A 25200-nucleotide genomic window follows, 5' to 3' on the forward strand; every position below is an offset into this window, starting at 1 on the left:
TATCAGCTAATGATCCTTTTCCATCTAAGTAATCTCTTACAGCTATATTCTTAATTTCTTCTGAATAAAAAGAATTCTTAGAAGTACCTAATCCATCAACACCTAGTGCTTGAAAATTTCTAATCCATTCTCTTAAGGTGCTATTGTCAACGCCAATAAGTTTAGCAGTATTATTAATGGAGTCTATTCCATCTAAACATCTATGGACATATTCTAGTTTCTCATTTGTTGTAAATGCACCTTTTCTTCCCATAAAAAATACTCCTCCTTGTAGTGAACAGTTTTATTATTTTAACTGTCTACTACAAGGGGAGCATATCAAATTTTCTTGAGGGCTTTGCTCCATATAATTTATCTTTTACTTATCATCATAATGTCCTTTACATTGTGCTATTTCAATTATATTATTTTGTATTCTATAAACTAATCGGTTTTTATCATCAATTCTTCTTGACCACCATCCAGATAGATTTCCTTTTAATGCTTCAGGTTTTCCTATTCCTTCATTATGATTGCGGTCAATGTCTTGAATAAGCTGATTTATTCTCTTTATTGTCTTCTTATCTTGTCCTTGCCAATAGATATAATCTTGCCATGCTATTTCTGTAAAGTTTATCTTCATTGTTCCATTTCCTTCAACTCTTCTAATGACTTAGAAACAAACTTGCTTTCACTTGCCTCCTTAATGGATTCTTGAAGTACTTTTATATTTGATTCACTAAAAAATGGATCTACTTGTGTTGTAATTTCAAATGGTATACCACCCTGCCTAATACTTTGGCGGATAAATACATTAAAGGCTGTTGACATATTTAAGCCTAATTCTTCAAATAAGATTTCTGCTTGTTCTTTTAAATTATCATCAATACGAATATTTATTTGAGCCATATTAATCACTCCCTTTAAGTATATTATACTCAATTGTATATACAATGTCAATACAGTGTATATGCAATTTCTTTTATCTTATGTATTTATTATAATAATATACAAGAAAAATATAAAGAATAATTAAAAAATCTTCACATGCTATAATTTATTTAGTTCATCCATCATTGCTGGTCTATTTCTATATCTTAATCTCCAATCACTTACAATTTCCGATACCTTTTCTTTACCCTTTGGATACTTCTTCATTCTTCTTAAAATAGATACTATCTCTCTATAGTGTGCCCTGCCAGAAGTATTTGTTGCCATAGCCTTTATTGTATTTTCATATTTATTAAGAAGCTCTTTTGGATAAATATCTTTTAAAATTTCTTCATACTCCATCACCATATATAATCCATGGGAATTTACAACTAACTCAATTAATCTATCATATAATCCCTCTAGCTCATATAATTTATCAATTCCTCTATAGGGAGATAGCTTACTAAACACTATTTCTCTTTCTTTCATCCATTCTTTATCTGTATAAATTGATTTTAATTCTTTATATAATTCCACATCCCCTGCTTTGTAGTTTAATACTAATGCCCATAATTCTTCTTCATACAATTTATGTTTGCCAATTTGTTTATATAAGTCCTTTAACTTCAAACTATAATTGATTAAAAGTCCTGGCCAATCTTTTTCTTTGTCTTTACCTTCCCTAAGTAACTCAATTGCCATATCGTAGTCTTTCTTATTAATACAAATATCAATATAATATTTCCTAACCTGATTAATCTCCAAGTTCTCTTTACAATATTCTTCAATTTTATTTTGGTCTACATTCTTTGTCTCTAGAATTTCTATACGGTGCAAAGCTAATTCACCAAGCCTAAAGCTACTTAACCATGAATCCTTATCTTTTTTATATTCGTTTATCTCATTATCAAGAAATATAAGTTTGTTTTCCAGAAATTCTTCTTCTTTAAAATTATCAAATATAAACTGTTCTATGTAATCCTCCATATAGTCTATAACCGAACCATCCAAATGAGCAATAAACCAATTAAAAATTTCTCTTTTAAGTTTAACATCACATTTATATAGTATTTCTTGCCATATTTGTAGACAATTGTTGGCTATTTCTCCAGTTCCACCATCTGAATCATCCATGTCTTGATTTCCAACTTTAATAAATATATAATTAGTAAGTTCAAAGGCCTCTTTCAGTTGATTGTTATCTAGCATTGCTTGTATATCATTATCTAGAATTTCTTCAAGTTCGGATATGAAACTCCTGGCATTTTTATAATCAACAAAATCATGATGTCCTGCATATCTCCTAAAAATAATATTTACTTGATTTTTATAACGCTTCATATCTGTTGGTGAAATATCACACTGTAATTTACTTTTAAATTTGTTTAATAATTTTTCATCATTTTTCAGAATATCAATTAAAAAATCTTCAATTATAATCTTATCTGCTTCTTCTACTAATTTACCAATACTTTCGCCTATATCTTTTCCTGCTAAAGTATTCTCTTTGTCTTCTAAATAAAATAATACTGCCGCCATATGCTTACAATTACTTCCACCATCTGCATATGGACAGTTGCAACTTAAATCTCTAATTTCATCATTATCTTTCACAATTTCAACTTTATATTCTTCAGTTCCATGTACAGTAGCTTCTATTATGTTGTCTTTAACATATACATTTTCAACAAGGTTACGAATAAAATAATCTATCCCTCTTTCCAATATATGATCTTGAAATAAGTCCTTTCACATTATCTTCGCTCCTTTATGCTAAAATATATTCTCTTTTCACTAGTAATACTATATTCCATAATAATATAACTACCTCCTTAATGCTATCTTTTTTCAAAGTCTTTGTTTAAAAATGTCCTTATTTAGTAATTAAACCTTTAAATAATAGTTATTTATTTTACCAAAACATTTCCTTATTAAATCCTTATATCTAAACCTATACACATTAGTTTTCAAATCTTACCCAATGTATCCATATTTATTCCATCTATTGTTAACATTAAGAACATTGCAGTTGCAATCTTTTCCACCCCCTTGGCAGTTGAAATAATTGTTAATGACTATACCACTTCTTCTTGGCTGGAAATTTGGAACCATAACCATTGAAGCCCTAACCCTATTTATGAAATAAATAGTGGTAGGTCTCATGTCAGGAATGTCCAAGAACTCGACCGTAGGGAGAAGTGATTGGTTACATTCTACGGCCAGTTGTTCTATTCCCTCCAGTGATGTTCCATACATAAATAATTTTGACATTGTTCTCAATCCTCTCTTTCTATTTTTAGACATAAAAAAATCGAAGTATATTGGTCTTCTTGACCTCAACTTCGCCAGCTTATTCTCTATATTCAATTTTCTTTATATAAAAATAGATGTATTAGAATTGTTTATAATCCAATCCATGTATTTTTATCAATTTATTTACATCTTATTAGTTGTGCATAAAATAAAGAATACATCTAAAATATTTCTAGAACTTTATACATACTTATTTTTTATTTATACTAGAACCTATTCCTACTCCAAGTGCGAGCCCTGCCCCAACTCCAATAGGAATATTTTTAACTATTACCCCAATGACAGTACCTAAAGTTAATCCAATTCCTATCAAGTTCCAATAGGATTAGCTCCATTGTCACTATTATCATTTTTATTTGCCACATCAACACCTCCAATATATAGGTTATTCATGATGTATATAATACTCCCCTTAAGATATAGTTATTAAGAGTGCGTATCTAATTAAAATAAGCTATAGGCAAACTATTACATAAATATAAGCTTTTCATGCTTTATATTTATTATAGATTTTCTGATAAAGAACCATCATAATGATTATAATAAAAAATATTAATAACACAAAAACCAAAGAAATCATCTTACTTTTCCATATAAGAGAAGCAAAACCTGAAAATGCGATTATAGCTCCAGCCCCAAGCCACATAAAAGCATTGGCCCTGTTATATGCCTTTACATCTTTTATTTCTTCATCTTTAACAACCGAACCCGCCCAGAAGTGAACAGGGCCTTTCTTTTTTAAGGCATAAGTGCCAAAAATTACAAAAACTGAACTGCAGATTAAGGTGCTTAAAATATAAACTATTGATTTGCTGTTCATGAAATCACTCCTTTTTAAAGACGTATTCTAATACTAATCTTCATCTATAGTATATAATTCACATACCATAACATCAACTAAATTTAACCATTTACTCTTCAAATATCTCCAATTATACAATGTCATCTGTCAAATGGCCTATTTAAAAGGGTCAAAAAACGGTGTTTTTCCACCGATTTTTGACCCTTTTTTCACTCTCAAACCACTATATGTTGTGGTCAAACCCTATTATTCTTTATCCAGACCACAATACGTCATCAGAAGACTACCTCCGCCGTAGAATGTAACCAATCAGCCTTCGCTTCACTTGTCTTCTTGGACATTCCTGACATGAGAAGTACCTCTACTTACAACTCGCTTCACTCCTTGTAAGCAGGGTTACGACTTCAACGTGCCCCCTCCGAGGAAACACGTCCACAAAACAGCAAAACACCCCCGCCCCCGTGACGTAGGTAAGTACGCTTCCCCCCCCAAAAACCAAAACCCCCGCAGGTGAGCCTGGTTTCGACTCTGCCTACGAGGGTGATTTGGGTTTTGATTATGCAGTTAAATGTTAAATACTTTGTTTTTTTACCTTAGTGTAGGATATGAAGAGTCTTCGACTATTGTCCATATAGTTTCAAAATCCCACCCTGAAAATGTAGTCTTCTTCATCATATCTACTGTTGTTTTACCGTCTCCTTTGCCTGTGTCAGATTGACCAGTCTTTTCAGAATCATAGTAGCTTGAAGTTATAGCCCCTTCATCTTTATTCTGACCCACTAAACCACCTGCATTGGTTACGTTACCTGTTACTTTACCTGCAGCGTAGCAATTCTCTATAGCTTTCTGATTTAAACCTACAAGGCCACCTACACGTCCATAGGTTGTTGTTGCTGTGACTGAAGCTAGGGAGTAGCTATTAGTTACTTTAACATTTGAACTCAAAGCCACATTACCTACCAGTCCACCTACAATGTCAACTCCTTTAACTGAGCCCTTTGAATAGCAGCTGTCTATAGTAGTATAACCACTTTTACCTGCCAATCCACCTACATAATTTATGCCTATGACCTCAACTGAGGTACTGCAGTTTTTCATGCCTTCGCCAACATTGCTATTATTATATAGTCCTGCCAATCCACCTACAAAGTTTCCAGTGCCTTCTACTTTACCTGACACATGACAGTTTTCTAACTGTCCAAAACCAAAATTCCCAATTAAGCCTCCAACATATGAGTTCCCTTTTATATCAACCCCTGTTAAATTAATATTTTTCAAGTTTGTATATTGTGAAGCATTTCCAAAAAGTCCCTGATAATCTTCTGAACTTACTATAGTAAGCCCGGTGATTTCAAATCCTCCTCCATCATAATTTCCATAAAACCTTTCTCCAAAAACGTCCTTTCCAATTGGAACCCAACCTTTACCTTCGTTATATCCAGCTCCACCTACACCAAGATAAGCTGTAAGGTCAATATCTGCCGTCTGTTTAAAGTACACATTATTACCCGGATAATTTCTAACCTTATTCAGTTGCTCTGCATTAGATACTTGATAGGGATCTCCTACTGTCCCAGTTCCACCGGCAAAATCAGATGCTGCTGTTGCTGGAAACTTTACAGTTACAACTCCCGCCACATGGGTTGTTGCTATACCATTTACTGTAAAGAAGTTAGCAGCCACGCCATCTAATGTAAATCCTGTTTCTGCTGTTAATTCTATTGTAGCTGTATAAACTGTTTCTGCAGCAAATTTTGTATCTGCCGGTAACCACTCTACTGTTCCTGTATATTGTTCTGTATCATTTATTTTTGTTACTGGAGTTTTCCCAGTTACCGGTGCTTCGACTCCTGGTATTGCTGCTATATTTATTAATGTATCAGCTGCTGTTGCTGGGAATACTGCTATTATTTCGCCTGTATCCGCTTCATTAGTTACTGTTGTTGCACCTTCTACTTCAAAGAAGTTAGCAGCTACTCCATCTAACTTAAATCCTGATTTTGCTACTAAAGTAATCGTTGCTGTATAAGCTGTATCTCCAGCAAATTTTGTTGCTTTTGGTGACCAAGTTACAGTTCCTGTGTATTGTTCTGTTCCAGCGATAGTTGTTACTGGAGTTGCCCCTGTTACTGGAGCTGTTACTCCTAGTATTGCTGCTATATTTATTACCGCTCCAGTTTCCTTTTCTCTAGCTTTAATATTTAGACTTCCAGCCGGCATCTTAATTGTTGCTGTGGCGGTGTTTGCAGTAGTACTATTTATAAATAATGATGTTTCTAATGCTGCTCCATTTGCTTTTGTCCATCTATCAAAATTAGCTTCAGATATTGTAGATTGGATTGTTATTACATCATCTTCTAGGTATTGATGTGGTGAGCCTATAACTCCTCCTGTTGCTGTGGTAATATTTCCACCTTCCAGCCCTAGCGTGTATGGTGTACCGCTTCTGTAGCTAGCTTCTGTAGCTGATTTGTTGACGGCAACTCCTGATGATACATCAACTGTTCCACTTGTGAATTTTGTATTAGTATCACCGGTTGAAGGTATTGTTATAAGCATGGAATTAACTTGCTGTATTTCTATACCACTATTACCGTATATTCCTACACCTTGATCACTATTTGAAACATCGATTCCTATTTTTCCTGAGGTATTTATTATAGTTTTCCCGTTTGAGTATATTCCTCGTCCTTGATACTTTGAATTTGTTATAGTAGCGGAATAATCTGCTTGATCCTGAATTTTTACAGAACCTCTTCCAGCATAAATACCAGTTATACTATTAGTAGTTTGTTCTCCAGTATATTCGGCTTTTATTGTTAGTTTAACTTTACCGCCGATGAACACGGAAGGGTTTTCAGTCATGGTCATCCATCCATTTGCAATTGCCGCACCAGCGGAAGATGAATTTATCTCAATTTCTAAGGATGCTTCATTATCTGACGTAATATAAATATCTCCTTTATCATTATGGATACCAAATTGTCCGCCAGTAATTTTGTTATTATTTCCTATTAATTTAATACGGAGATCCTTGCCTGCCTCATTAATATGGATCTTTCCACCTACATAGCCCTGTAAGCTTAAAACTCCAGTTAATGAATCAAAATGTGCTGTGCACTTGCCATCCCCAAGCGTTCCTGTCGTTGCTGGTTTATCGTCTACTAAATAAGGATTGGTTGAATTTAATATACTAGAGCCCAATGTAATAGAACTAGGAACATTAGCTTTAGTTACTCTTACTGTCGCAGTTACATTTCCTGCTGTTCCTGTCCAGCCTGTTGGTAATGTCAATACTCCTGTTGCTAAGTATTCTCCTAATGTATTTCCATCATAACTTGCTATTGTCCAAGCTATATTAGCTGTGCCTGTTTCACTATTTGTTCCAACTACTTCTACAGTTGCATCTAATGCTGCTTTTGCATCTGCTTCACTTGTTCCATTTGCTACTGATACAGTAGCGTTTGTAAGTTTTTTTGTTGATGCATATGCTATTGGTGTTACAGGATTTACTGTTACTGTGGCAGTTACATCTGCTACTGTTCCTGTCCAGCCTGTTGGTAAGGTTAATACACCTGTTGCTGTGTAATTATTAGCTGTATTTCCATCATAACTTGCTATTGTCCAAGCTATATTAGCTGTGCCTGTTTCACCTTTTGTTCCAACTACTTCTACTGTTTTATCTAATGCTGCTTTTGCATCAGCTTCGCTTGTACCATTAGCTACTGTTACTGTAGCATTTGCAAGTGCCTTTGTTGATGAATATGCTGGTGGTGTTACAGGATTTACTGTCACTAATATTGTTTTTGAAAATCCACCATCCACAGTTGTTGCTGTAATTGTTGCTGTTCCTGCTGTTTTTGGTGTAACAACACCATTAACTACCGTTGCTATAGTTGCATCACTTGTTGTCCAAGTAACACTCTTGTTTGTTGCCTTATCAGGTAAAACTGTTGCTACTATGGTTCCTGTTGCTCCACCTGCTGTTAAATTCAAGGTTTCTGGAGTGATGTTAATAGCACTTACTGACACTACTGTTGTTGTTACCGTAACCACACATGTTGCTGTCTTACCATTATTACTTTTTGCAGTAATGGTAGCTGTTCCAGCACTCACTGCCCTTACCTTACCTGTTGAATCTATTGTTGCTTTACTTGCATCACTTGTTGTCCAAGTGATGGTTTTGTTGCTGGCATTACTTGGTGTAAATGTTACTGTTAGAGTTTCTGTTGTTCCTTCTACTAATGTTGTCGTTGATTTGTTGATGTTAATAGAACCTACTGACACTACTGTTGTTCCACCACTACTACTGCCACCACCACTACTACTGCCACCACTACTACTAGGGCTTGGTGGGGTAGGGGGTAGGGTAACTCCTGTAACTCCCTTATCTACTTGGATTTTTGTATTTGTTGTTTCAATTTTTGCATTATTGCCCCCTTCTTTTACTTCTACTTTGGAAACTTTTCCTTTTCCCGTGATTTGTGTGTTTGGGGCTTGAGTTGTAACTTTATCAGCTATCCCTACTACTTCTAGTTTTATTCCAACTGCTTCTTTATTTATATTGATATTTTCAACTTTTGAGTCTTTGTCTATTATTACCTTTGAATTCTTACCTATGATGTCTATTGTTTTAATCTGGCTATCTATAGCACCTACTATAATTCCTGATGCCATTAATTGTAGATTACCTATTTGCCCTTCTATGTTAACGTCATCAGATTCGTCATCTATATATATTATTTCAACATTTGCATCGCCTTGTACTTTAATACTTACTACTCCATCTACTTTGGCTACTATAATATTTGATATGTCTGAGTTTCCTTTGATGATGATGGAATTCTCTCCACCACCACGAACTACAATCCTTCCCCTTACCTTTACACTATCTAAGATGACATCTCCTTCTCCTACTCCGTCACCTATTATGAGGTCACCTTCTATGGTTAGGTCTTTTAGTATGACATTAGGTACACTAACCATGATATTGCCTTTTGCAAGGTTTTTGTAGGTGCCTTCTGTTTGAATGTATTCTTTTACAATATTGTAGAAAACTTGTGCAAATTCTGCCCTTGTAATATTACCTTTGGGATTGATTTTTCCATTAGAACCTTGAATATATTCATTGTTAATTACAGAATAGACCTCTTCTTTTGCCCAATCAGAAATCTGATCTGTATCTTCAAATGATTTGTTAAGTACATCTGCTGGTTCTAACTTGAATGCTCTTGCGATCATTACAAAAGCTTCTTGACGAGTAATTGGTTCCTTTGGGTTTAACTTATTGTTAGAACCCTTTATTACCCCCATCTTGTATGCTTTTGACATACTGTCATAAAACCAATCTGAAGCTTTTACATCTGAAAACTTTGATATGTTGCCCTTGTCTTTTGCTCCAAAGGCCCTAGTAATCACTGTTGCCATTTGTGCCCTTGTTAGTTTTTCATTTGGCATTATTTTGCCATCTACCCCTGATAATAGTCCATTTTCTACGGCATTTTCCAATGCTGCCCTTGACCAATTTTCAGGCATATCTTCAAATTTGGCTGGTTCTTGGCTATTATTAGCAAAAACGTCAATTGGAATTGTTCCAAAGACTATCACAATTGCTATAAAGACTGCTATAATTTTTTTAATCATAAACTCTCCTCCTCTTTTTATTTTATTTTAAAGCTTTTAAGCCTGCTACTATCTCTTCCAATCTGGTAAAGCTTGTGGTAAATCCATCTATCCTATTTTCTTTTTTTGCCTTAATCACCTCCTCGATTATTTCCTCCATAGGAGTGTGGTTTAAAAACAGCATGGATTTGATTTGAGGATATTTCTTTTTGAATCGATCAGATACTTGCATACAGTAGCCTATTGGGTAGGATGAATGGTCTGGTACTTCTATAAGGATAATATCTGGTGTTTTCTTATTTAAATATAATTCTGTGTTTTCATAATCATTAGTAAATACCGTTTCATATTCTTTTTGTGTTAGGAATTCTCTTTCCAACCCCTGGCCTATCATACTAGTGTACATTAAAAAAACTATTTTTTTTCCCATATCCACCCTCCTTTGCTTGCTAATTTAATTTTACATTTATATTTTTTCTTTGTATATTGGTCATTCGACCAGTTTTTGCACATAAAAAAAGACCTTAAAAGGTCTTTTCTAAATTTATTATATACTTGGGTCTATCCAACCTCCAGACATGGCATGGGAAACTAAACCTGCTCTAGATGTTTTCCCAGTCTTTGAAAGAAGTTTTTCCACATGTCTTTTTATTGTACTTTCACTTACAAAAAGTTCACTAGCTATTTCCTTATTAGTATAATCTTTGCAAATAAGCCTTAAAACTTCTATTTCTCTCCAGGTTAGTGAAGTCTGTCCATGCGTTACTGGTATTTGTAGATCTTCGTCGGGGAATACTTTTTTCCCTTGATAGATTATTTCATCTAATGCCTTTATAAACTTAGATTCAGGATAACTTTTGAACAAGAAACCATCTACTCTTATATCTTTTGCCCTTGGTAGATATGAAATTTCATCATAACCTGTCATCATTATTATTTTAATATTAGGATATTTTCTTTTTATTATTTCTGCTATTTTAAGACCATTGATATGGTCCTCTTTTATTTGAATATCCAAAAATATAGCATCAGGTTTCTTTTCTTCACACCACAATTCTGCTAGTTTTCCTTGAGTTAAGCTGCCTACTATTTCATATTTTACCTTGTCGCTGAAAATGTCTTCTAGGAATCTTAAGATTATTGGCTGATCATCTATGAATAATAACTTTATCATGATTTACATCACCTCTCTGCCTAGTATTTAATAGTTAATTTGAATTCCGGCCTTGTATCTATATTTAGTATTCCATTCAATTCTTTAGCTTTATTCTCTATACTTTTAAGACCATTTCCCCAATAAATTGTTTCTGGTGAGACAGCTCCATCATTTCTAATACTAAGATAATGATCTTTGTCCTCATATAAATCTATATAGATATTTTTTGCCCTTCCATGACGCACTGCATTTGTTATTCCTTCTCTTACTATTCCTACTAATATATTTGATATCTTAGGGTCTTGTGGCACTTCACCATTTTTATGTATTTGTATATCTAATGATTTAAAAGATTCAACCAAATTCTGATAAATTTCTTCTGACGACCTTTCTTCTACACTATTTATATCTTTCACCAAATTATCTATTAACTCCTCTAGTTTTTCTAGTTGAAGATTCTCGTCTGATTTTAACATTCTTTGCAGAATAGATATCTTCTGACCTAGCATATCATGTATATGTTCATAGGCAATACTGTATGCTTTTAATCTTTCTATCTCTTCTACATTCTCTATTAAAGCTTTTAATTCATAGCCCTGCTCTTCTAATTGTTTTTTCTTTTGCTTAAGTTTTTGATTTATAGCTTCTTGTTCGGTTACGTTGGTAGCAATTATTTGATATATTTCTTTCTCTTTTCTAAAAATCTTTTCCCTTCTAAATTGCCATTTTTCTCCTTCTGTATCAGTCATTATATAGCAATCCTTCTCTTGTCTACAACATATTGAATCGGATGATTCTTCTAATATAAAATCCCAAAATTTATTTGCATTTCTCTTATATTCCCCAGTTATCTTCTTTATTAAAATTGCCATTTTATTATTTATCAGGGTTATTTGGCCATTAGTTTCTGCAAATAATATTCCTATAAAATGAGCGTCCATTGCTTCCTTTATGGAATTATACGTTATTTCTGTTCTTTCTTTTCTATTTTCTTTTTTATATAATAAATATCCCCTTATACCAAGGCCAAACAATGAAATCACAAAGAAAAAAGTATATGTTTTATAAGGCAATCTTTCCATAATTGGGAATGTTATAACCACCAGTAGTAATCCACAGATTATGTGGTTTTTCTGTATTGTTTTATAAGCATATAAGCCAATAGTAATTGTAATAAAGCCTATAAGCCATATAAAAGGATCGTATATTCCTTCCATCAATATAGATGAGTTTAACCCACTATTAAGGCTACGTAGCATCTGTGATAATAGTATTAAATATGCAATATTTAATACTTCATATATCTTTAGGACTATATTCTTTTTTATCAATGTAATATACATTGCTTGAATAATTATTACAAAAACTGATAATATCATGAAAATAAATATTATACTTGAATTTAAACTACTATATAATTCCATCATAATCTTCTACTCCCTCTTCTATACTAAGAATAATAGATGTAGAACTATCTATTGATTTTTTTCTGATTTTAGTTGATAATCTATTAGAAAGAAAATCTTTTAATTCTATGTAGATCCTATTGCCATTTTCATCCACCAATAAATGTAGATATGTTTTTTTATTTTCTTTATATAATCTTGTAGTTATGTTCTGGATACCTATTCCCACCCCTATATTTAATGCTTGATGATAATAATCATATAAGATTTTTACAGTATCAAGGTTTACTTCCCCTTTTGGCCGACTAAAAAATGTATATCCCTTTGGCATCTCTTTGGTTATTTCTTCTAGTAGATTAGATGTATCCTCCATAGAATAAGTCTTTTCTTGTTGTGATTTTATTAATAGTTCAGATTTTCTTTTACTATATATTGCCAATCTATAAATTTCCTTCCGCACCTTGTCTTTTATTAATTCTGTTTCTTCTATCCCTTCTAGTAGATTTTTCATTTCCCTGGTTTTTTCATTTATTATCTTACTTACTTCTTTCAAAATATAGTTTCGTTCTCTAACAAAGACTAATTCTCTTTCTATCTTTTCTTTCTTTAAGAGAATATTGTTTTCTTTCTCCAGTTCTTCTGTAACCTTTTCAAGTGAATTTTTTAATTCATTGATTATAGATATATCTTCTTTTATGATCACCTTGCCACCAGATATGGCTGTAGTGGAAACTAATATATTGTCTTTGTAAACAAATACTTCCTTATCTCTTTCTATTATTGCCTTCTCCATTTCCTCTGATATGGGAGTTGCCCCTTTTGTTTTGTGAATTATATTTGATTTTAAGTCAAGTATTTGCATGTCCATAGTGCTTTCTTCAAAAGTTAAAGGATAACTTTTATTTACGGGAATTAAATCAAAAAATATTGCCGCTGTCCAAAAACCTATTATAAATATACTCATACCAAAAGTCAGTGGTAATTCACTAAAAAATTGCACTCTTGAATTATATAAAGAGCTATATAATATACCTAGTAGAATGACTAGGATTGGAATTAATATGTTTTTTCGTTTTGGTGAATCCCAAGCTTTTTTCATCATTATAAAAAATGCTGCGAACAGACTAATTATAAACCATAATTTAAGTGATATATAGCCAATGCCATAGCTATATTGGCTATTCCATGTTCTTTGATCCAAGGAGTGGAATTTGAATACTAATTGATGTTTATCATTTGTAAATACTAATAATAAGAATAAAATTGAAATAATACTACTTAATTTAACCCCATTAGATATATATCTATCCATAGGCCTATCCGCATTTTCAGCTATATATAATGATATCACTGGAATGGGCAACATAAAGCCATAATATAGATACCAAGATATCCGTTCTACAAGCGGATTGTCATATATGGCAGATTTAAATATAGTCAATATAAGCCAAGAAATTATTAAAATTCCAGTAATTAGTAGCCCTACCCGTATACCTGAATAGATAATATGTTTTTGACTATGTTTTATCCATACTACAATAATAATTATTAGTATTAGGCTAAATAAGTGATGTTCTATATCATCTATTGGAACAAATTTTTGGATTCCTAATACATTTCTATTAAATTTTGTTGTAATCTCATTGGATGAAATAAATTGTTCTATCATTTCTGGCGAAAAGAAATGCTCTTGCTCTGATGCTAATTCATTTAATTTATCTAGGTTTTCTTTTCCTAGCTTTTCTTCTAAGCTTATATAAGAATTTTGTATTTCTTTAATTTTTTCCTCTGGAATTGGATCCCATGACAGTATACCAAGTTGATAGACTAAGGAGGGATCTTCGTTTTCTACTATTTTATAAGAATCTCTACTGGATATTTGACTTAAGGTTGTTGATTTAAGACGTATTTGTAATGGGGTATTTGGATCATCTATATATAATCTTTTTTGTTCATTTATTTCTTTTAAATATTTATATGTATAATCATGATTTACTTCACCTATAGATTCGTAGGAAATAGCTGAGCAAATATATTGTAATTCTAACTTATCTGAAGGCAAGCTTAATTTATGGTCTATAGATTTTAAATCTTCCCAACTCATAATAGCGCTGTTTATCTGCTGAAAATCTTGTAAAATAACTACTTTATCATTATATATTGGATAAAAATAAAATTTATCCTTACTAGATTTTATCAAGGGCAGGGCTTGGACATCGTAAGCCATAGTGATTCTACCTTTAGATAAAAAATATGCTAGAGTCCTTTCTTCTACTAGCCTTATGGTATATTCTAGAAATACTGTTTCAAAGGTTCTTATTATAGAATTAGGTGTAGCTTTTAATAAAACTATCTCCCTACAATCTTCAAATGAATTTATAGAGAAATTTGATTCTTTATGCCTATTTAAATCTTTATTTACAAAGGTGAAAAAGGATGCAAATATTATAATTATTATCAGAGTAATAGCTATGATTTTAAGTTTTTTTCCCATTTCATCCTACCTCACCTTTGTTTTTTAAATTATAATAATATAAAGTGTTTTCCACATCCTTGTAAGGATTAGCACTATATTATTAGACAACTTATAGCTAGCGGTGAAACCAATAATACAATCACTATAAATACAGGTAAATTTCCATTTCTTTCAAATATTATACCATACAAGTCATCTAAATAAACATTCTTATTAAATATAATCAAACTTAATGCTAATAATTTTAAAACCAGGTATGTACTTAGTATTTCAGATATACTTTAAATCTAGAATATATAATACTTATAATAACAGCTTCTATTCCTATAAATCGTGCTAGATCAATATTTTATAACCACTTTATATACGCACTTCCTCTTTAAATATCCCAATTGTCCAATGTCATCAGAATTATACTCTAATAAGAATTGTTGCTAGTATTGAACAGCCTACAATTCTTGCATGTCGTTTACGTGAACAATTATGCGAAGCTGAATTCATCTTGACACCTCCTGTAATTTCCTTCAATACTATGCCTGTCACCTGGGATTATTCGTCGATTTTGAAAAGGCAAATTGTCTTTACAAAAGCGAATATCCTGTAAAACTATATGCTATTCGATGGCTGCTATAAGTTTTGCTCATGTTATTGTAGAAGTTGCCGCTTATTCCAAAGTTATTCCCTGTACTCCACAGATATTTTCCGGACGCTGTACTATTTCGATTGCGCGAACCAGCCCGCCATGAGCTAGGGTTTGATTAGTGTCCGTGCCAAATTGAATATAATCAGAGCTTAGGTTTGAGGTTTTTAACGCATCCCAAATTGTAGAAGCAATGATTCTCTCCTTCTTTCACTACAATTATACTTATATTGTATGTTAAATAGGTATAATTGTAATCTTTTTTTTAAATCTTTATATTTTGATACTATCTAAAAACTAATTTTAAAATTAATATTGATACTATTTTTAATGGGCATGTTCCCATGAACAGAAAAGCATTGAATATCATCTGTACATTCAATGCCTTAAAATCATCCAACTCTTTGATATAACTAGGTCCTATAATTTTACAATCTTCACAACCACTTCAACGTGTCCCGTATGCGGAAACATATCCATACACTTAACCTTTGTTACCTTGTAGCCTCTTTCTACGAAGATTGGTAGGTCTCTTGCTAGTGAGGTTGGCTTGCAGGAAACGTATATGAATTCCTCTGGTTCAAAATCTAATATTTTGTGTATTGCCTTTGGATGGATGCCGTCTCTTGGTGGATCTAAGATTATTAAATCAGGCTTTTCTTTAAGCTCAGATACCTTTTCCATTACATCCCCTGCTATGAACATACAATTATCAAGATTATTCAGTCTTGCATTTTCCTTGGCTGCTTCTACTGCTTCGTCTACTATTTCTATGCCTATTACCTTATTTGCAACTGTTGCCATGATTTGAGCTATAGTACCTGTGCCACAGTATAGGTCATATATTAGCTTATTCTTTTTATCTCCTGCAAAGTCTCTGACTATGGAGTATAGCTTTTCTGCTCCTAATGTATTTGTTTGGAAAAATGAAAATGCTGAGATTTTGAATTTAAGTCCAAGAATTTCTTCAATTATATAATCCCTTCCGTATAGTGTTTTAGTTTCGTCACTTTGCACCGTATCTGAAAGTCCATCATTTATAGTATGTAAAAAACCTACTAGTTTTCCTTTATAGTTAGTCTCTTTAAGTATTTCAATAAGCTCATTTAGGTTTAGCTCCTGCTGAGATGAGGTCACTAAATTTACTAGGAGCTCCCCAGTTTTTATGGCTTTTCTTACTACTAAATGTCTTAGAACACCTTCATGACTTCTTTTATTATAAAACTTTACATTTTTCCCTTTAAAATAATTTAATATGGTAGTAAGCACCTTAACAAAATCTTCATCTACTATTTGGCATCCATCTACTGTAACTATTTCATAGAATCTCCCTTTGCGGTGCATTCCTAAGCTTAGCTCTCCACCCTTCTCTAGGTCTCCAAATGTAAACTCCATTTTGTTTCTATACTCATACTCTGATGGACTTCCTTCTATACCTAGATACTCAAAATCATTTATGCCTGCATCCCTTAAAAGTTTAAGCACTTGGCTACTTTTCATGTTTAACTGCTCCTTATAGGGTAAGGTTTGATGAGAACAGCCTCCACATATGCCGAAATGCTTACAAAAAGGCTCTTGTTCTATAGGTGCTCTTTGGAGTACTTCTAATATTTTTCCTTCTATTTTATCTTTTCTTTTTTTTGATATTCTTATTTTTACTTTTTGACCTTTTATAGCGTCCTTAACTATAATCTTATTGTCTCCAATTCTACCAATTCCCTTGTTGGGGAATAATACTTCATCTATATACAATTCTAATACATCGTTTTTCTTCACTATGATTTCCTCCTATGATTTCAAAAATAATATTACAGTATTATTATATACTAATGTTCGCAAAAACAAAAAATATTATAGGGCATTTTGCCCTATAATATTTATGCATTATATCTTCTTAGAAATTTATCAATTTACTGTATTACCTTAGTATTTTCCTTGAGCCATTGTTTTTCCTCATCAGTTAGATATGGGGATAGCTTTGCATATACATCTTTATGATAGTTGTTTAACCAATCCTTCTCTTCATTAGTTAGCATACTAAAGTCAACTCCATCTAAATCTATTGGACAATAGGATAGGACTTCAAACTTCATAAACTGTCCTGAATCTGTTGATCTATCCTCAACTACTAATAATGTGTTTTCTGTTCTTATTCCATGCTTTCCTTCTTTGTATACTCCTGGTTCATTAGTTATTACCATTCCACTTTCAAGGATTGCATCATTGTATTCGACCCCAAATCTTTGTGGTGCTTCGTGAACACTAAGCAGAAAACCAACCCCATGTCCTGTACCACATTTGTAGTCTATGCCTTGCTCCCATAGTGGAAGTCTAGCTAATACATCTAAATTTGTTCCTGTTACTCCATGTAAAAACTTAGCTCTACATAATGCAATATGCCCTTTAAGAACTAAAGTAAAGTCTTTTCTTTCTTCCTCTGTTATTTTCCCTAATACTATAGTTCTTGTAATATCAGTAGTACCGTCAAGATACTGTCCTCCAGAATCTACAAGAAACATGCCCTCTGGACTTAGTGTATATTGGTTTTTCTCTGTAGCCCTATAGTGCATCATGGCTGCATGGTCCCTATATGCGGCTATAGTATCAAAGCTAGTATCTATAAAGCCTTCCTGAGCTCTTCTAAAATCCTCAAGCTTTTCAGCTGCAGACACCTCTGTTATTTCTTCTCTACCTATTGTATTATGCAGCCAATAAAGGAATTTCACCATAGCCACATTATCTTTTATATGACATTTTTTAAGATTTTCAATTTCCACTTCATTTTTTATGGCTTTAAGAAGCATGGAAATATCCTTTCCTTCTATTTTCTTTGTGTTTTCAGGCATACATCCGTAAAGCCACCTGCTTACCTTGTTTGGGTCGTAGTAAATACTTAAATTCTTTTCAATACCTTTTAATATATTTTCAATTTCTTCATATCCTCTAACTTCAACTCCATTGTCCTCTAGGGTGGATTTCACTTCATCAGTTATCTTTCTTGAATCTATGAAAAGCATAGCACTATCTATTGAAACTAAGGCATAGGATATGGTTACAGGGTTATTGCTTACATCATTTCCTCTTATGTTATATAGCCAAGCTATATCATCTAAGCTGCTTATTATATAATATTGAGCCCCTTTTTTCTTCATTTCCGCTCTAACTATGTTTAGCTTTTCTTTAGTAGATTTGCCTGAATACTTTACATCATGAATATACACCTTCTCTAAAGGAAGTGTTGGTCTGTCCTCCCATATTAAATCTATCAAATCATATTTATCATTTATGCTTATGTTTTTTTCTTTTAACTTTTCTTCTAATTCTTTTGATTGATTACAGGAGAACACTTTGCCGTCAAAGCCTACACAGGCATCTTGCTTAAGAGTGTCTCTTAGCCACTCTGAATAGGTAGGTACTCCAGGCTGTCTCATTTTAAAAAGCTTTATCTCTGTACCTTGAAGCTCTTTTTCTGCTTGTATAAAATATCTTCCGTCAGTCCACAATCCTGATTCATTTAATGTAACTACTACTGTTCCTGCTGAGCCTGTAAAACCTGAAATCCACGCCCTTGATTTCCAATGCTCTGGTACATATTCGCTTTGATGTGCATCAAAGCTTGGCACTACATAAGCATCCATTCCTTTTTCCTTCATTAAATTTCGAATCTCTTTAAGCTTTTCATTTACTTGCATAATCCACCCTTCCTTTCATTATATGTTTAAGCTTACATTAACTTAATTCTGCATTAATAGGTTCTCCATAGCTACTCATATTCCTAGTTAGAACCATACCTACTGCAATTGCACTAACTCCTGCGGCTAGCTTCGATAGTATGAATGGTGTTATTGCAGTTTTATCTATACTGGCTACAAAGCCTAGCTGTCCACCAAGGGTAAAGGCTCCACTTACTAGAAATGCTGACAGCAGCACCTTCCCCCTTTCGTCCATATCCTTCATCATAATCATGGAAGGAACATTACTTGATAAGGAAATTAACATGCCTAAAACAGCAGTTTCTCCAATGCCTAACATATTCCCAAACTTCAAAAGAGAGGTCTTAAATACTTTTGTGATCACATGAATCATAGGATATGCCCCGCAAAGAATTATAGTTATAGTTCCTACAATTTTTAATCCTTCATCAAAAGGGCTCATCCCAGGGATTAATGTAAGTCCTGATATCTTTTCAAATATACTTATGGTAATCCCCAATGTGCTTATTATAGTTGTTGCCTTGCTAAAGCGATTAAAGCCATTTAATAACTGATTAGGCCATTTTACTAAGCCTATTGTAAAAGCAATTGAAATAAATATAACCGGAATAATATTTATAAGGAGAACTGGTATAGATAAGCCTAATAATAAACCACCAACTAAACAGCCTAAGGGTATAGTTATCATACCTGCTAATATTCCTTTAGTAAATAGCATTTGATCTTCTTTTTCTAAAATTCCTGCACCTGTAGGTATTGTAAATCCTATGGTAGCTCCTAGCATAGAGGCTAAAATAAATCCTGAAAACACTCCTATTTCATTACTTTGTGCCATGTTCATCGCAGCAGTATATCCACCCATGTTGCAGGGGAGAATTGACGCAGGAAATATAGATGGATCTGCTCCTATATATTCAAACAGTGGAGTTATTATTTTTGATAATTGATGGGCTATTACAGGCGTAAGTGCATATATCCCAATTACAGGTATAGCCAAGTTACCCATGGCTAAAAATCCTTCGTTAAACTTTTCCCCTAAGCCATATTTATTCCCTATAATTTTATCTATGCAACCTAGTACAGCAAATCCATATATTATATATAGTATTGTTTTACTCATATCGTCCCCCCTAATTGCACAAGTTGTCTTAATATGTTCATGTGCTTTAGCTTCTGTATATTTTTATAATTCTCTTAGTTACATTCCTCAATAGTAAGCCTATGGTCTTCTTTAATATTTCTAGTAAGAATTAAGCCTAGTATAATTGCACTAATTCCGGCTACTATCTTAGATACAACAAATGGAACTATGGCTGTTTTTTCTATACTAGCTACAAAGCCTAGCTGACCACCAAAGGTATAAGCACCACTGACTGCAAATGCAGAGCATAGGACCTTTCCTCTGTTGTCCATATTTTTCATCATCATAAATGCTGGGATACTGTTAGCTAAGGTTATCAGTATTCCCACTACTGCATTTTCTCCAACACCTATTTTCTCTCCAAGCTTTAATAATGGTGCTTTAAATATTTTTGTGATTATATGCATCATGGGATAAGCTCCGCACAATACTATAACTATACTGCCTACTATTTTAAGTCCTTCATCAAAGGGTTCCATTCCTTGTATAAGAGTAATGCCAGATATTCTTTCAAATATACTTACAATAAGTCCAAGGGCGCCTATTATCATTATTAGTCTACTAAAATAACCAAATCCCTTTACTAATTTATTCTGAAATTTAATCAAGCCAATAATAAAGATTAGCCCCATTAAAATAATCGGAATCATATTAATCAAAAGAATATATATAGGAACACCTAACAGTATTCCACCTACAAAGCTACCTATAGGTATAGTTACCATACCAGATAATATGCCTTTAGTAAAATAGTATTGATCCTGCTTTTCAATAATGCCTGCTCCTATGGGGAGGGTAAATACTACTGTAGCCCCTAGCATAGAGGCTAGTATCAGTCCTGAAAACAGTCCCATTTCCTTTGACTGCGCCATATTGGCTGCTGACATATAACCACCCATATCACAGGCAAGTATAGACGCAGGAAATACAGATGGATCTGCACCTATGGCTGCAAATATAGGAGTTACTATTTTTGAAAGCTCAGTAGATAGTACTGGAGCTAAGGCATATATCCCGATAATAGTAAGGCTTAGGCTTCCCATTGCCATAAAACCTTCATTAAATTTTTCTCCCAATCCATATTTGTTCCCTAGTAGCTTATCTATAGCTCCTATTGCAGCAAATGCGAATATTGTATAGAGTATTATTTCGTTCATTATATTTCCCCTTATCATTTTGTTTAATATTCTTATAATATGGTAAGTAATACTTAATCACAAATCTTTTATCTATAATTATAATATATTAAACATACATATGTATACATAAAAAGACTGCTTTTACTAGCAGTCCTTTTGTTTTTCAACTAAGTGCTTCCAATACCTTACTGGCATGTGTTGTTTTTGAAGCCTTGGGTTTATTTTATTTTCAATGGCGATACTATTAAAATATTCTTTCCAAAGTCTTTGGTATTCCTCCTCTTCGTCTATAAAGCTAATCTCTTCTAGGACATTTAAATCCCTAACTACCCATTCTTTTTTATTATACATAACAGCTAATTCTCGCTTAACATCATGAACAATCCAATATTCATCTGGCATTCTATCCTCAAAGTGAGGTGCTATAAGGCCTATTATATTATTATCTGGTTCTATCTGGGAATAATATACTCCATTGCTCAGCTGGCTAAATCTAATAAGTCCAAGCATTCGATGAACTTCCTTTCTTACCTTTTGGGAGATATTATTTACTAAAAGCACTGCATCATTCGATAAATTTAAGTCTATATCTTTTCCTATTTTCCACCCAAGCCTTAAATAATTATATATTACAGTTCCCCTGTATTCATCTTCAGAAAGAAAAACATAAAAGCAGTTTTGCAAAGCAAAATCCGATATCTTAGCTTTTATTGAATTATAAACTCTTTTAGCCTTTTCCAGATCTGTTTCTATATGTACTTTTTTTATAAAAAGATTTTGCTGAGGATTATCCTCTGACAAAATATCATCTGGTATTTCTCTTCTGTAATAAGCTTCATATATGGCTGTTAGTAGTCCATCAAAGCTTCCATCGTAAATATACTGTAGCATGTTAAAACTCCCCTGTTATAGTTGATATAACTTCGTTAGCAGGTAGCAACTGTGGATATAGGGAAAATATAGAAATCTGCTCTCCTGACTCTATAGCATACTTCTTATCCACATTGAGGACTAGGCTATTTCTTATGGCAGAAGCATCCATGCTTTTTATACCATAATGCTTACCGTCACAGGTTATAAAATATCTAGCTCTCTTTATTACCACCCCCAGCTTTTTTAAATGTTCAAAGTCTAATTTACCAAACTTTCTAGCAGAGATTATTCTCCTAGCAGATTTTACCCCTATGCCAGGAACCCTTAAAAGCAAATAATAATCTGCCTTATTTACTTCTACAGGAAACATGTCTATGTTTCTCAAGGCATAGTCACATTTAGGATCAAGGTCAAGATCAAAATCTGGCTTTTCATCATTAAGTATTTCGGCAGCATTATACCCATAAAATCTAAGCAGCCAATCTGCCTGATAAAGCCTGTTTTCTCTGACTAAGGGTGGAGAAGATAGTGGCGGAAGGTTTGGATGTGTAGATACAGGCACAAAGGCAGAATAATATACTCTTTTAAGATTAAAGCCTTTATATAAGGCTTCCGAAAGCCTAAGTATCTTTAAATCACTATCCTTAGTAGCTCCCACTATAAGCTGGGTAGTTTGCCCAGCAGGTACAAAGCTTTGAGAATGTCTAAACTTTTGTTTTTCTTCTATAGATTGATGTATTCTTGAGTTTATATAATTCATAGGCCTTATAATGGCTTCCTTGTTCTTTTGTGGTGCAAGTAGCTTAAGTCCTTGATCTGATGGCAGCTCAATATTTACACTCATTCGGTCTGCATACATGCCTGCCTTTTCTATCAAAGTCTTGTCTGCACCAGGTATGGCCTTTAAATGAATGTATCCATTAAACCTATGTACCTCTCTAAGCTTTTTAACTGTGTCTGTCAAAAGCTCCATTGTATAATTAGGGTTTTTATATACTGCAGAGCTTAAAAAAAGTCCTTCTATGTAATTTCTCTTATAAAAATTGATAGTTAAATCTGCTACTTCATCAGGTGTAAATGCTGCTCTAGGTATATGGTTTGAAGCCCTATTCACACAATATACACAATCATATATGCAATAATTAGTAAAAAGAATCTTAAGCAAGGATATGCATCTCCCATCATCTGCCCAGCTATGACATATGCCGCTTTGACTAGTGCTTCCTATATCTCCCTTTCTTCCACTTCTATTGCTTCCACTAGATGAACAAGACACATCATATTTAGCTGCATCTGATAATATTTTAAGTTTATTTAGGATTTCCATAGTATCACTCCACATGTTCATTTCCTATCTATATTTTACCATGAAACATCAATTTTGTGAACATATGTTCGGTATTTTTTATTGATTTAATTTTTCTAAGAATAATTTTCATTTTTATGAACTTTAAAATTTATCAATAAATTTTATTAATATTTTTATTTTAAATATTAATTTTATAAAAATACAGTTTGACATTATTAATATTTGATAGTAATATGTAATCAAGAATGCATTATCCAACAATTCTAAATAGTTTTACATTTAAAATAGTAGCAAACATACATACACTATGGATAATACTTATCTACATTTAATAATAAAAGTATTTAAGGAGGGATTAGATGTATATTTTTCCAAAAAATCTTTATACAGATGTGAGGTTAGAGGATGCTTCTGTAAGCGAAATTACCTATCAAAATGGAGAACTAAGACAAAATTTAAAGAGAAACCATAAGGGTGGCTTCATAAGAGTTTTCGACGGTAAAAGATGGTACTATAGCTCAACAACGGATATAGACAATATACAGGAAGAAATAAATACGCTCGCTCTTATGGCTAAAGAAAATGAAAGAATCATGGAAAATCATGTAGTTGAAAAATTTCAAGTTAATAAGGGAGATTTTTTTAAGTTTAAGGAAAATGACATATTGAATGTAAGTCAAGAAGAAAAACTCCATCTTCTAAAATCATACTTCCCAATTATAGAAAATAAAGATGAAATAAAAATGTGGAGAGCTATTTACATTGACCGCAAAACTACTAAGGAATTTTATTCAAGTAAGGGAGCAGATTTAAAGTTTGACTATCAGACTTGTGCAGTAGTATTTAGATATTCCTTGAATGTAAACGGTAAAACCCTAGACAGTGGGTACGATAAAACTGTTACGGATTTTAATGAAATTAAATCTCTACATGATAAGCTAGAAAAAAACATAGCTAGAGATATTGAATATGTTACCCATGCTCAGCCTATAAAGCCTGGGAAATATACTGTAATATTCTCACCTATTGCAACAGGAGTATTTACTCATGAAAGCTTTGGACATAAAAGCGAGGCAGATTTCATGGTTGGCGACGAAACCATGATGAGAGAATGGACTATTGGCAAAAAAGTAGGTGTAGATAATTTATCTATAGTTGATAGAGGAGATATTCCTGGAAGCGGATTTGTACCATTTGACGATGAAGGAACTAAAGCTAATAAAACCTATTTAATTAAAGACGGAATCCTTTCTGGTAGACTTCATAGCAGTGTAACTGCAGAGTCCCTTAAAGAAAATCCTACGGGTAATGCTAGAGCTTTGAATTTTGAATTTGAGCCTATTGTGAGAATGACTTCTACATATATTGAGGCTGGAGATAAAACTAAAGAAGAGCTTATTTCAGAGGTGAAAGAAGGCATATTAGTAGAAGAGATAAACCACGGCTCCGGTATGTCTACTTTTACTATAGCACCTAGTATTTCCTATATGATTAGAAATGGTAAAATTGCAGAGCCTGTTAATATAGCAGTTATTAGTGGTAATGTAATGGAAACTCTTCATGAGATAGATGGTATCTCTAAGGAAATGGAGCTTCTTTCCTTCTCTTTAGGAGGCTGTGGAAAGTTTGAGCAATGGCCTCTTCCTGTAGGCATGGGTGGTCCTTATATAAGAGTAAATAATATTACAGTACAATAGG

At 33.0% G+C, this 25200-nt stretch carries 19 protein-coding genes; 1 reads left to right on the forward strand and 18 read right to left on the reverse strand.

The window, feature by feature from the left end; translation table 11 throughout:
* From BLV37_RS03550 to BLV37_RS03630, 18 genes are all read right to left on the reverse strand, one after another.
* The coding region (locus BLV37_RS03550) for a helix-turn-helix domain-containing protein (RefSeq protein ID WP_143031478.1) at positions 1–253 on the reverse strand (253 nt) is incomplete at its 3' end.
* Positions 254–358: 105 nt separating this feature from the next.
* Positions 359–622: a Txe/YoeB family addiction module toxin gene (locus BLV37_RS03555; protein ID WP_091727373.1), complete on the reverse strand. Its 264-nt coding sequence runs from the start codon at positions 620–622 to the stop codon at positions 359–361.
* On the reverse strand, positions 619–888 hold the full coding sequence (locus BLV37_RS03560) for a type II toxin-antitoxin system RelB/DinJ family antitoxin (protein WP_091727376.1): 270 nt from the start codon (positions 886–888) through the stop codon (positions 619–621). Before BLV37_RS03560 ends, BLV37_RS03555 begins: the two co-directional genes overlap by 4 nt.
* A gap of 141 nt (positions 889–1029) precedes the next feature.
* Positions 1030–2637 carry an SWIM zinc finger family protein gene (locus BLV37_RS03565; protein WP_176967853.1) on the reverse strand — a complete coding sequence of 536 codons (1608 nt, stop codon included), beginning with the start codon at positions 2635–2637 and terminating at the stop codon, positions 1030–1032.
* A gap of 249 nt (positions 2638–2886) precedes the next feature.
* Entirely contained in the window at positions 2887–3216 is a 330-nt protein-coding gene (locus tag BLV37_RS03570) for a hypothetical protein (RefSeq protein WP_176967854.1), read from the reverse strand.
* 199 nt (positions 3217–3415) lie between these two features.
* Complete coding sequence (locus tag BLV37_RS15400) at positions 3416–3538, reverse strand: glycine zipper domain-containing protein (protein ID WP_280140107.1); 123 nt, start codon at positions 3536–3538, stop codon at positions 3416–3418.
* A 174-nt stretch (positions 3539–3712) separates the two neighbouring features.
* A complete protein-coding gene (locus BLV37_RS03575) occupies positions 3713–4045 on the reverse strand; it encodes a hypothetical protein (protein WP_091727384.1) in 333 nt (110 codons plus the stop codon).
* 570 nt (positions 4046–4615) lie between these two features.
* Positions 4616–9670 (reverse strand): S-layer homology domain-containing protein, encoded by a 5055-nt coding sequence (locus BLV37_RS03580; protein ID WP_091727387.1) that lies wholly within the window; start codon positions 9668–9670, stop codon positions 4616–4618.
* Between the two features lie 22 nt (positions 9671–9692).
* Positions 9693–10079 carry a hypothetical protein gene (locus tag BLV37_RS03585; RefSeq protein ID WP_091727390.1) on the reverse strand — a complete coding sequence of 129 codons (387 nt, stop codon included), beginning with the start codon at positions 10077–10079 and terminating at the stop codon, positions 9693–9695.
* A 117-nt stretch (positions 10080–10196) separates the two neighbouring features.
* Entirely contained in the window at positions 10197–10823 is a 627-nt protein-coding gene (locus tag BLV37_RS03590) for a response regulator transcription factor (RefSeq protein WP_091727393.1), read from the reverse strand.
* Between the two features lie 20 nt (positions 10824–10843).
* The gene (locus BLV37_RS03595) at positions 10844–12232 is read right to left on the reverse strand and encodes a sensor histidine kinase (RefSeq protein WP_091727396.1); all 1389 of its coding nucleotides are present in this window, start codon (positions 12230–12232) and stop codon (positions 10844–10846) included.
* The gene (locus BLV37_RS03600) at positions 12216–14705 is read right to left on the reverse strand and encodes a histidine kinase N-terminal 7TM domain-containing protein (protein WP_091727399.1); all 2490 of its coding nucleotides are present in this window, start codon (positions 14703–14705) and stop codon (positions 12216–12218) included. The genes BLV37_RS03595 and BLV37_RS03600 overlap by 17 nt, the downstream gene beginning before the upstream one ends.
* 1042 nt (positions 14706–15747) lie before the next feature.
* Positions 15748–17103, reverse strand: coding sequence for a 23S rRNA (uracil(1939)-C(5))-methyltransferase RlmD (gene rlmD, locus BLV37_RS03605; protein WP_176967855.1), 1356 nt, complete (start codon positions 17101–17103; stop codon positions 15748–15750).
* Positions 17104–17237: 134 nt separating this feature from the next.
* On the reverse strand, positions 17238–19019 hold the full coding sequence (locus BLV37_RS03610; protein ID WP_091727404.1) for an aminopeptidase P family protein: 1782 nt from the start codon (positions 19017–19019) through the stop codon (positions 17238–17240).
* Positions 19020–19056: 37 nt separating this feature from the next.
* Positions 19057–20160 carry an ethanolamine utilization protein EutH gene (gene eutH, locus BLV37_RS03615; RefSeq protein ID WP_091727407.1) on the reverse strand — a complete coding sequence of 368 codons (1104 nt, stop codon included), beginning with the start codon at positions 20158–20160 and terminating at the stop codon, positions 19057–19059.
* A 74-nt stretch (positions 20161–20234) separates the two neighbouring features.
* Positions 20235–21338, reverse strand: a complete 1104-nt coding sequence (eutH, locus tag BLV37_RS03620) for an ethanolamine utilization protein EutH (protein WP_091727409.1) — start codon at positions 21336–21338, stop codon at positions 20235–20237.
* A 126-nt stretch (positions 21339–21464) separates the two neighbouring features.
* Positions 21465–22211: a TIGR03915 family putative DNA repair protein gene (locus BLV37_RS03625; RefSeq protein WP_091727412.1), complete on the reverse strand. Its 747-nt coding sequence runs from the start codon at positions 22209–22211 to the stop codon at positions 21465–21467.
* 1 nt (position 22212) lies between these two features.
* The gene (locus BLV37_RS03630) at positions 22213–23520 is read right to left on the reverse strand and encodes a putative DNA modification/repair radical SAM protein (RefSeq protein ID WP_091727415.1); all 1308 of its coding nucleotides are present in this window, start codon (positions 23518–23520) and stop codon (positions 22213–22215) included.
* A gap of 341 nt (positions 23521–23861) precedes the next feature.
* On the opposite strand from BLV37_RS03630, the gene BLV37_RS03635 reads away from it, so the two are divergent.
* Positions 23862–25199, forward strand: coding sequence for a TldD/PmbA family protein (locus tag BLV37_RS03635; RefSeq protein ID WP_091727418.1), 1338 nt, complete (start codon positions 23862–23864; stop codon positions 25197–25199).
* Position 25200 lies beyond the last annotated feature (1 nt).

The sequence above is a fragment of the Proteiniborus ethanoligenes genome (genome assembly GCF_900107485.1).
In the GTDB taxonomy this organism is placed as follows: domain Bacteria; phylum Bacillota; class Clostridia; order Tissierellales; family Proteiniboraceae; genus Proteiniborus; species Proteiniborus ethanoligenes.

Excerpts from the sequence above, each read along its gene's own strand:
- BLV37_RS03555 (WP_091727373.1), bottom strand. The coding sequence starts at position 622 with ATGAAGATAAACTTTACAGAAATAGCATGGCAAGATTATATCTATTGG.
- BLV37_RS03560 (WP_091727376.1), bottom strand. The coding sequence starts at position 888 with ATGGCTCAAATAAATATTCGTATTGATGATAATTTAAAAGAACAAGCA.
- BLV37_RS03570 (WP_176967854.1), bottom strand. The coding sequence starts at position 3,216 with ATGTCTAAAAATAGAAAGAGAGGATTGAGAACAATGTCAAAATTATTT.
- BLV37_RS03575 (WP_091727384.1), bottom strand. The coding sequence starts at position 4,045 with ATGAACAGCAAATCAATAGTTTATATTTTAAGCACCTTAATCTGCAGT.
- BLV37_RS03580 (WP_091727387.1), bottom strand. The coding sequence starts at position 9,670 with ATGATTAAAAAAATTATAGCAGTCTTTATAGCAATTGTGATAGTCTTT.
- BLV37_RS03585 (WP_091727390.1), bottom strand. The coding sequence starts at position 10,079 with ATGGGAAAAAAAATAGTTTTTTTAATGTACACTAGTATGATAGGCCAG.
- BLV37_RS03590 (WP_091727393.1), bottom strand. The coding sequence starts at position 10,823 with ATGATAAAGTTATTATTCATAGATGATCAGCCAATAATCTTAAGATTC.
- BLV37_RS03595 (WP_091727396.1), bottom strand. The coding sequence starts at position 12,232 with ATGATGGAATTATATAGTAGTTTAAATTCAAGTATAATATTTATTTTC.
- BLV37_RS03600 (WP_091727399.1), bottom strand. The coding sequence starts at position 14,705 with ATGGGAAAAAAACTTAAAATCATAGCTATTACTCTGATAATAATTATA.
- BLV37_RS03610 (WP_091727404.1), bottom strand. The coding sequence starts at position 19,019 with ATGCAAGTAAATGAAAAGCTTAAAGAGATTCGAAATTTAATGAAGGAA.
- eutH (WP_091727407.1), bottom strand. The coding sequence starts at position 20,160 with ATGAGTAAAACAATACTATATATAATATATGGATTTGCTGTACTAGGT.
- eutH (WP_091727409.1), bottom strand. The coding sequence starts at position 21,338 with ATGAACGAAATAATACTCTATACAATATTCGCATTTGCTGCAATAGGA.
- BLV37_RS03625 (WP_091727412.1), bottom strand. The coding sequence starts at position 22,211 with ATGCTACAGTATATTTACGATGGAAGCTTTGATGGACTACTAACAGCC.
- BLV37_RS03630 (WP_091727415.1), bottom strand. The coding sequence starts at position 23,520 with ATGGAAATCCTAAATAAACTTAAAATATTATCAGATGCAGCTAAATAT.
- BLV37_RS03635 (WP_091727418.1), top strand. The coding sequence starts at position 23,862 with ATGTATATTTTTCCAAAAAATCTTTATACAGATGTGAGGTTAGAGGAT.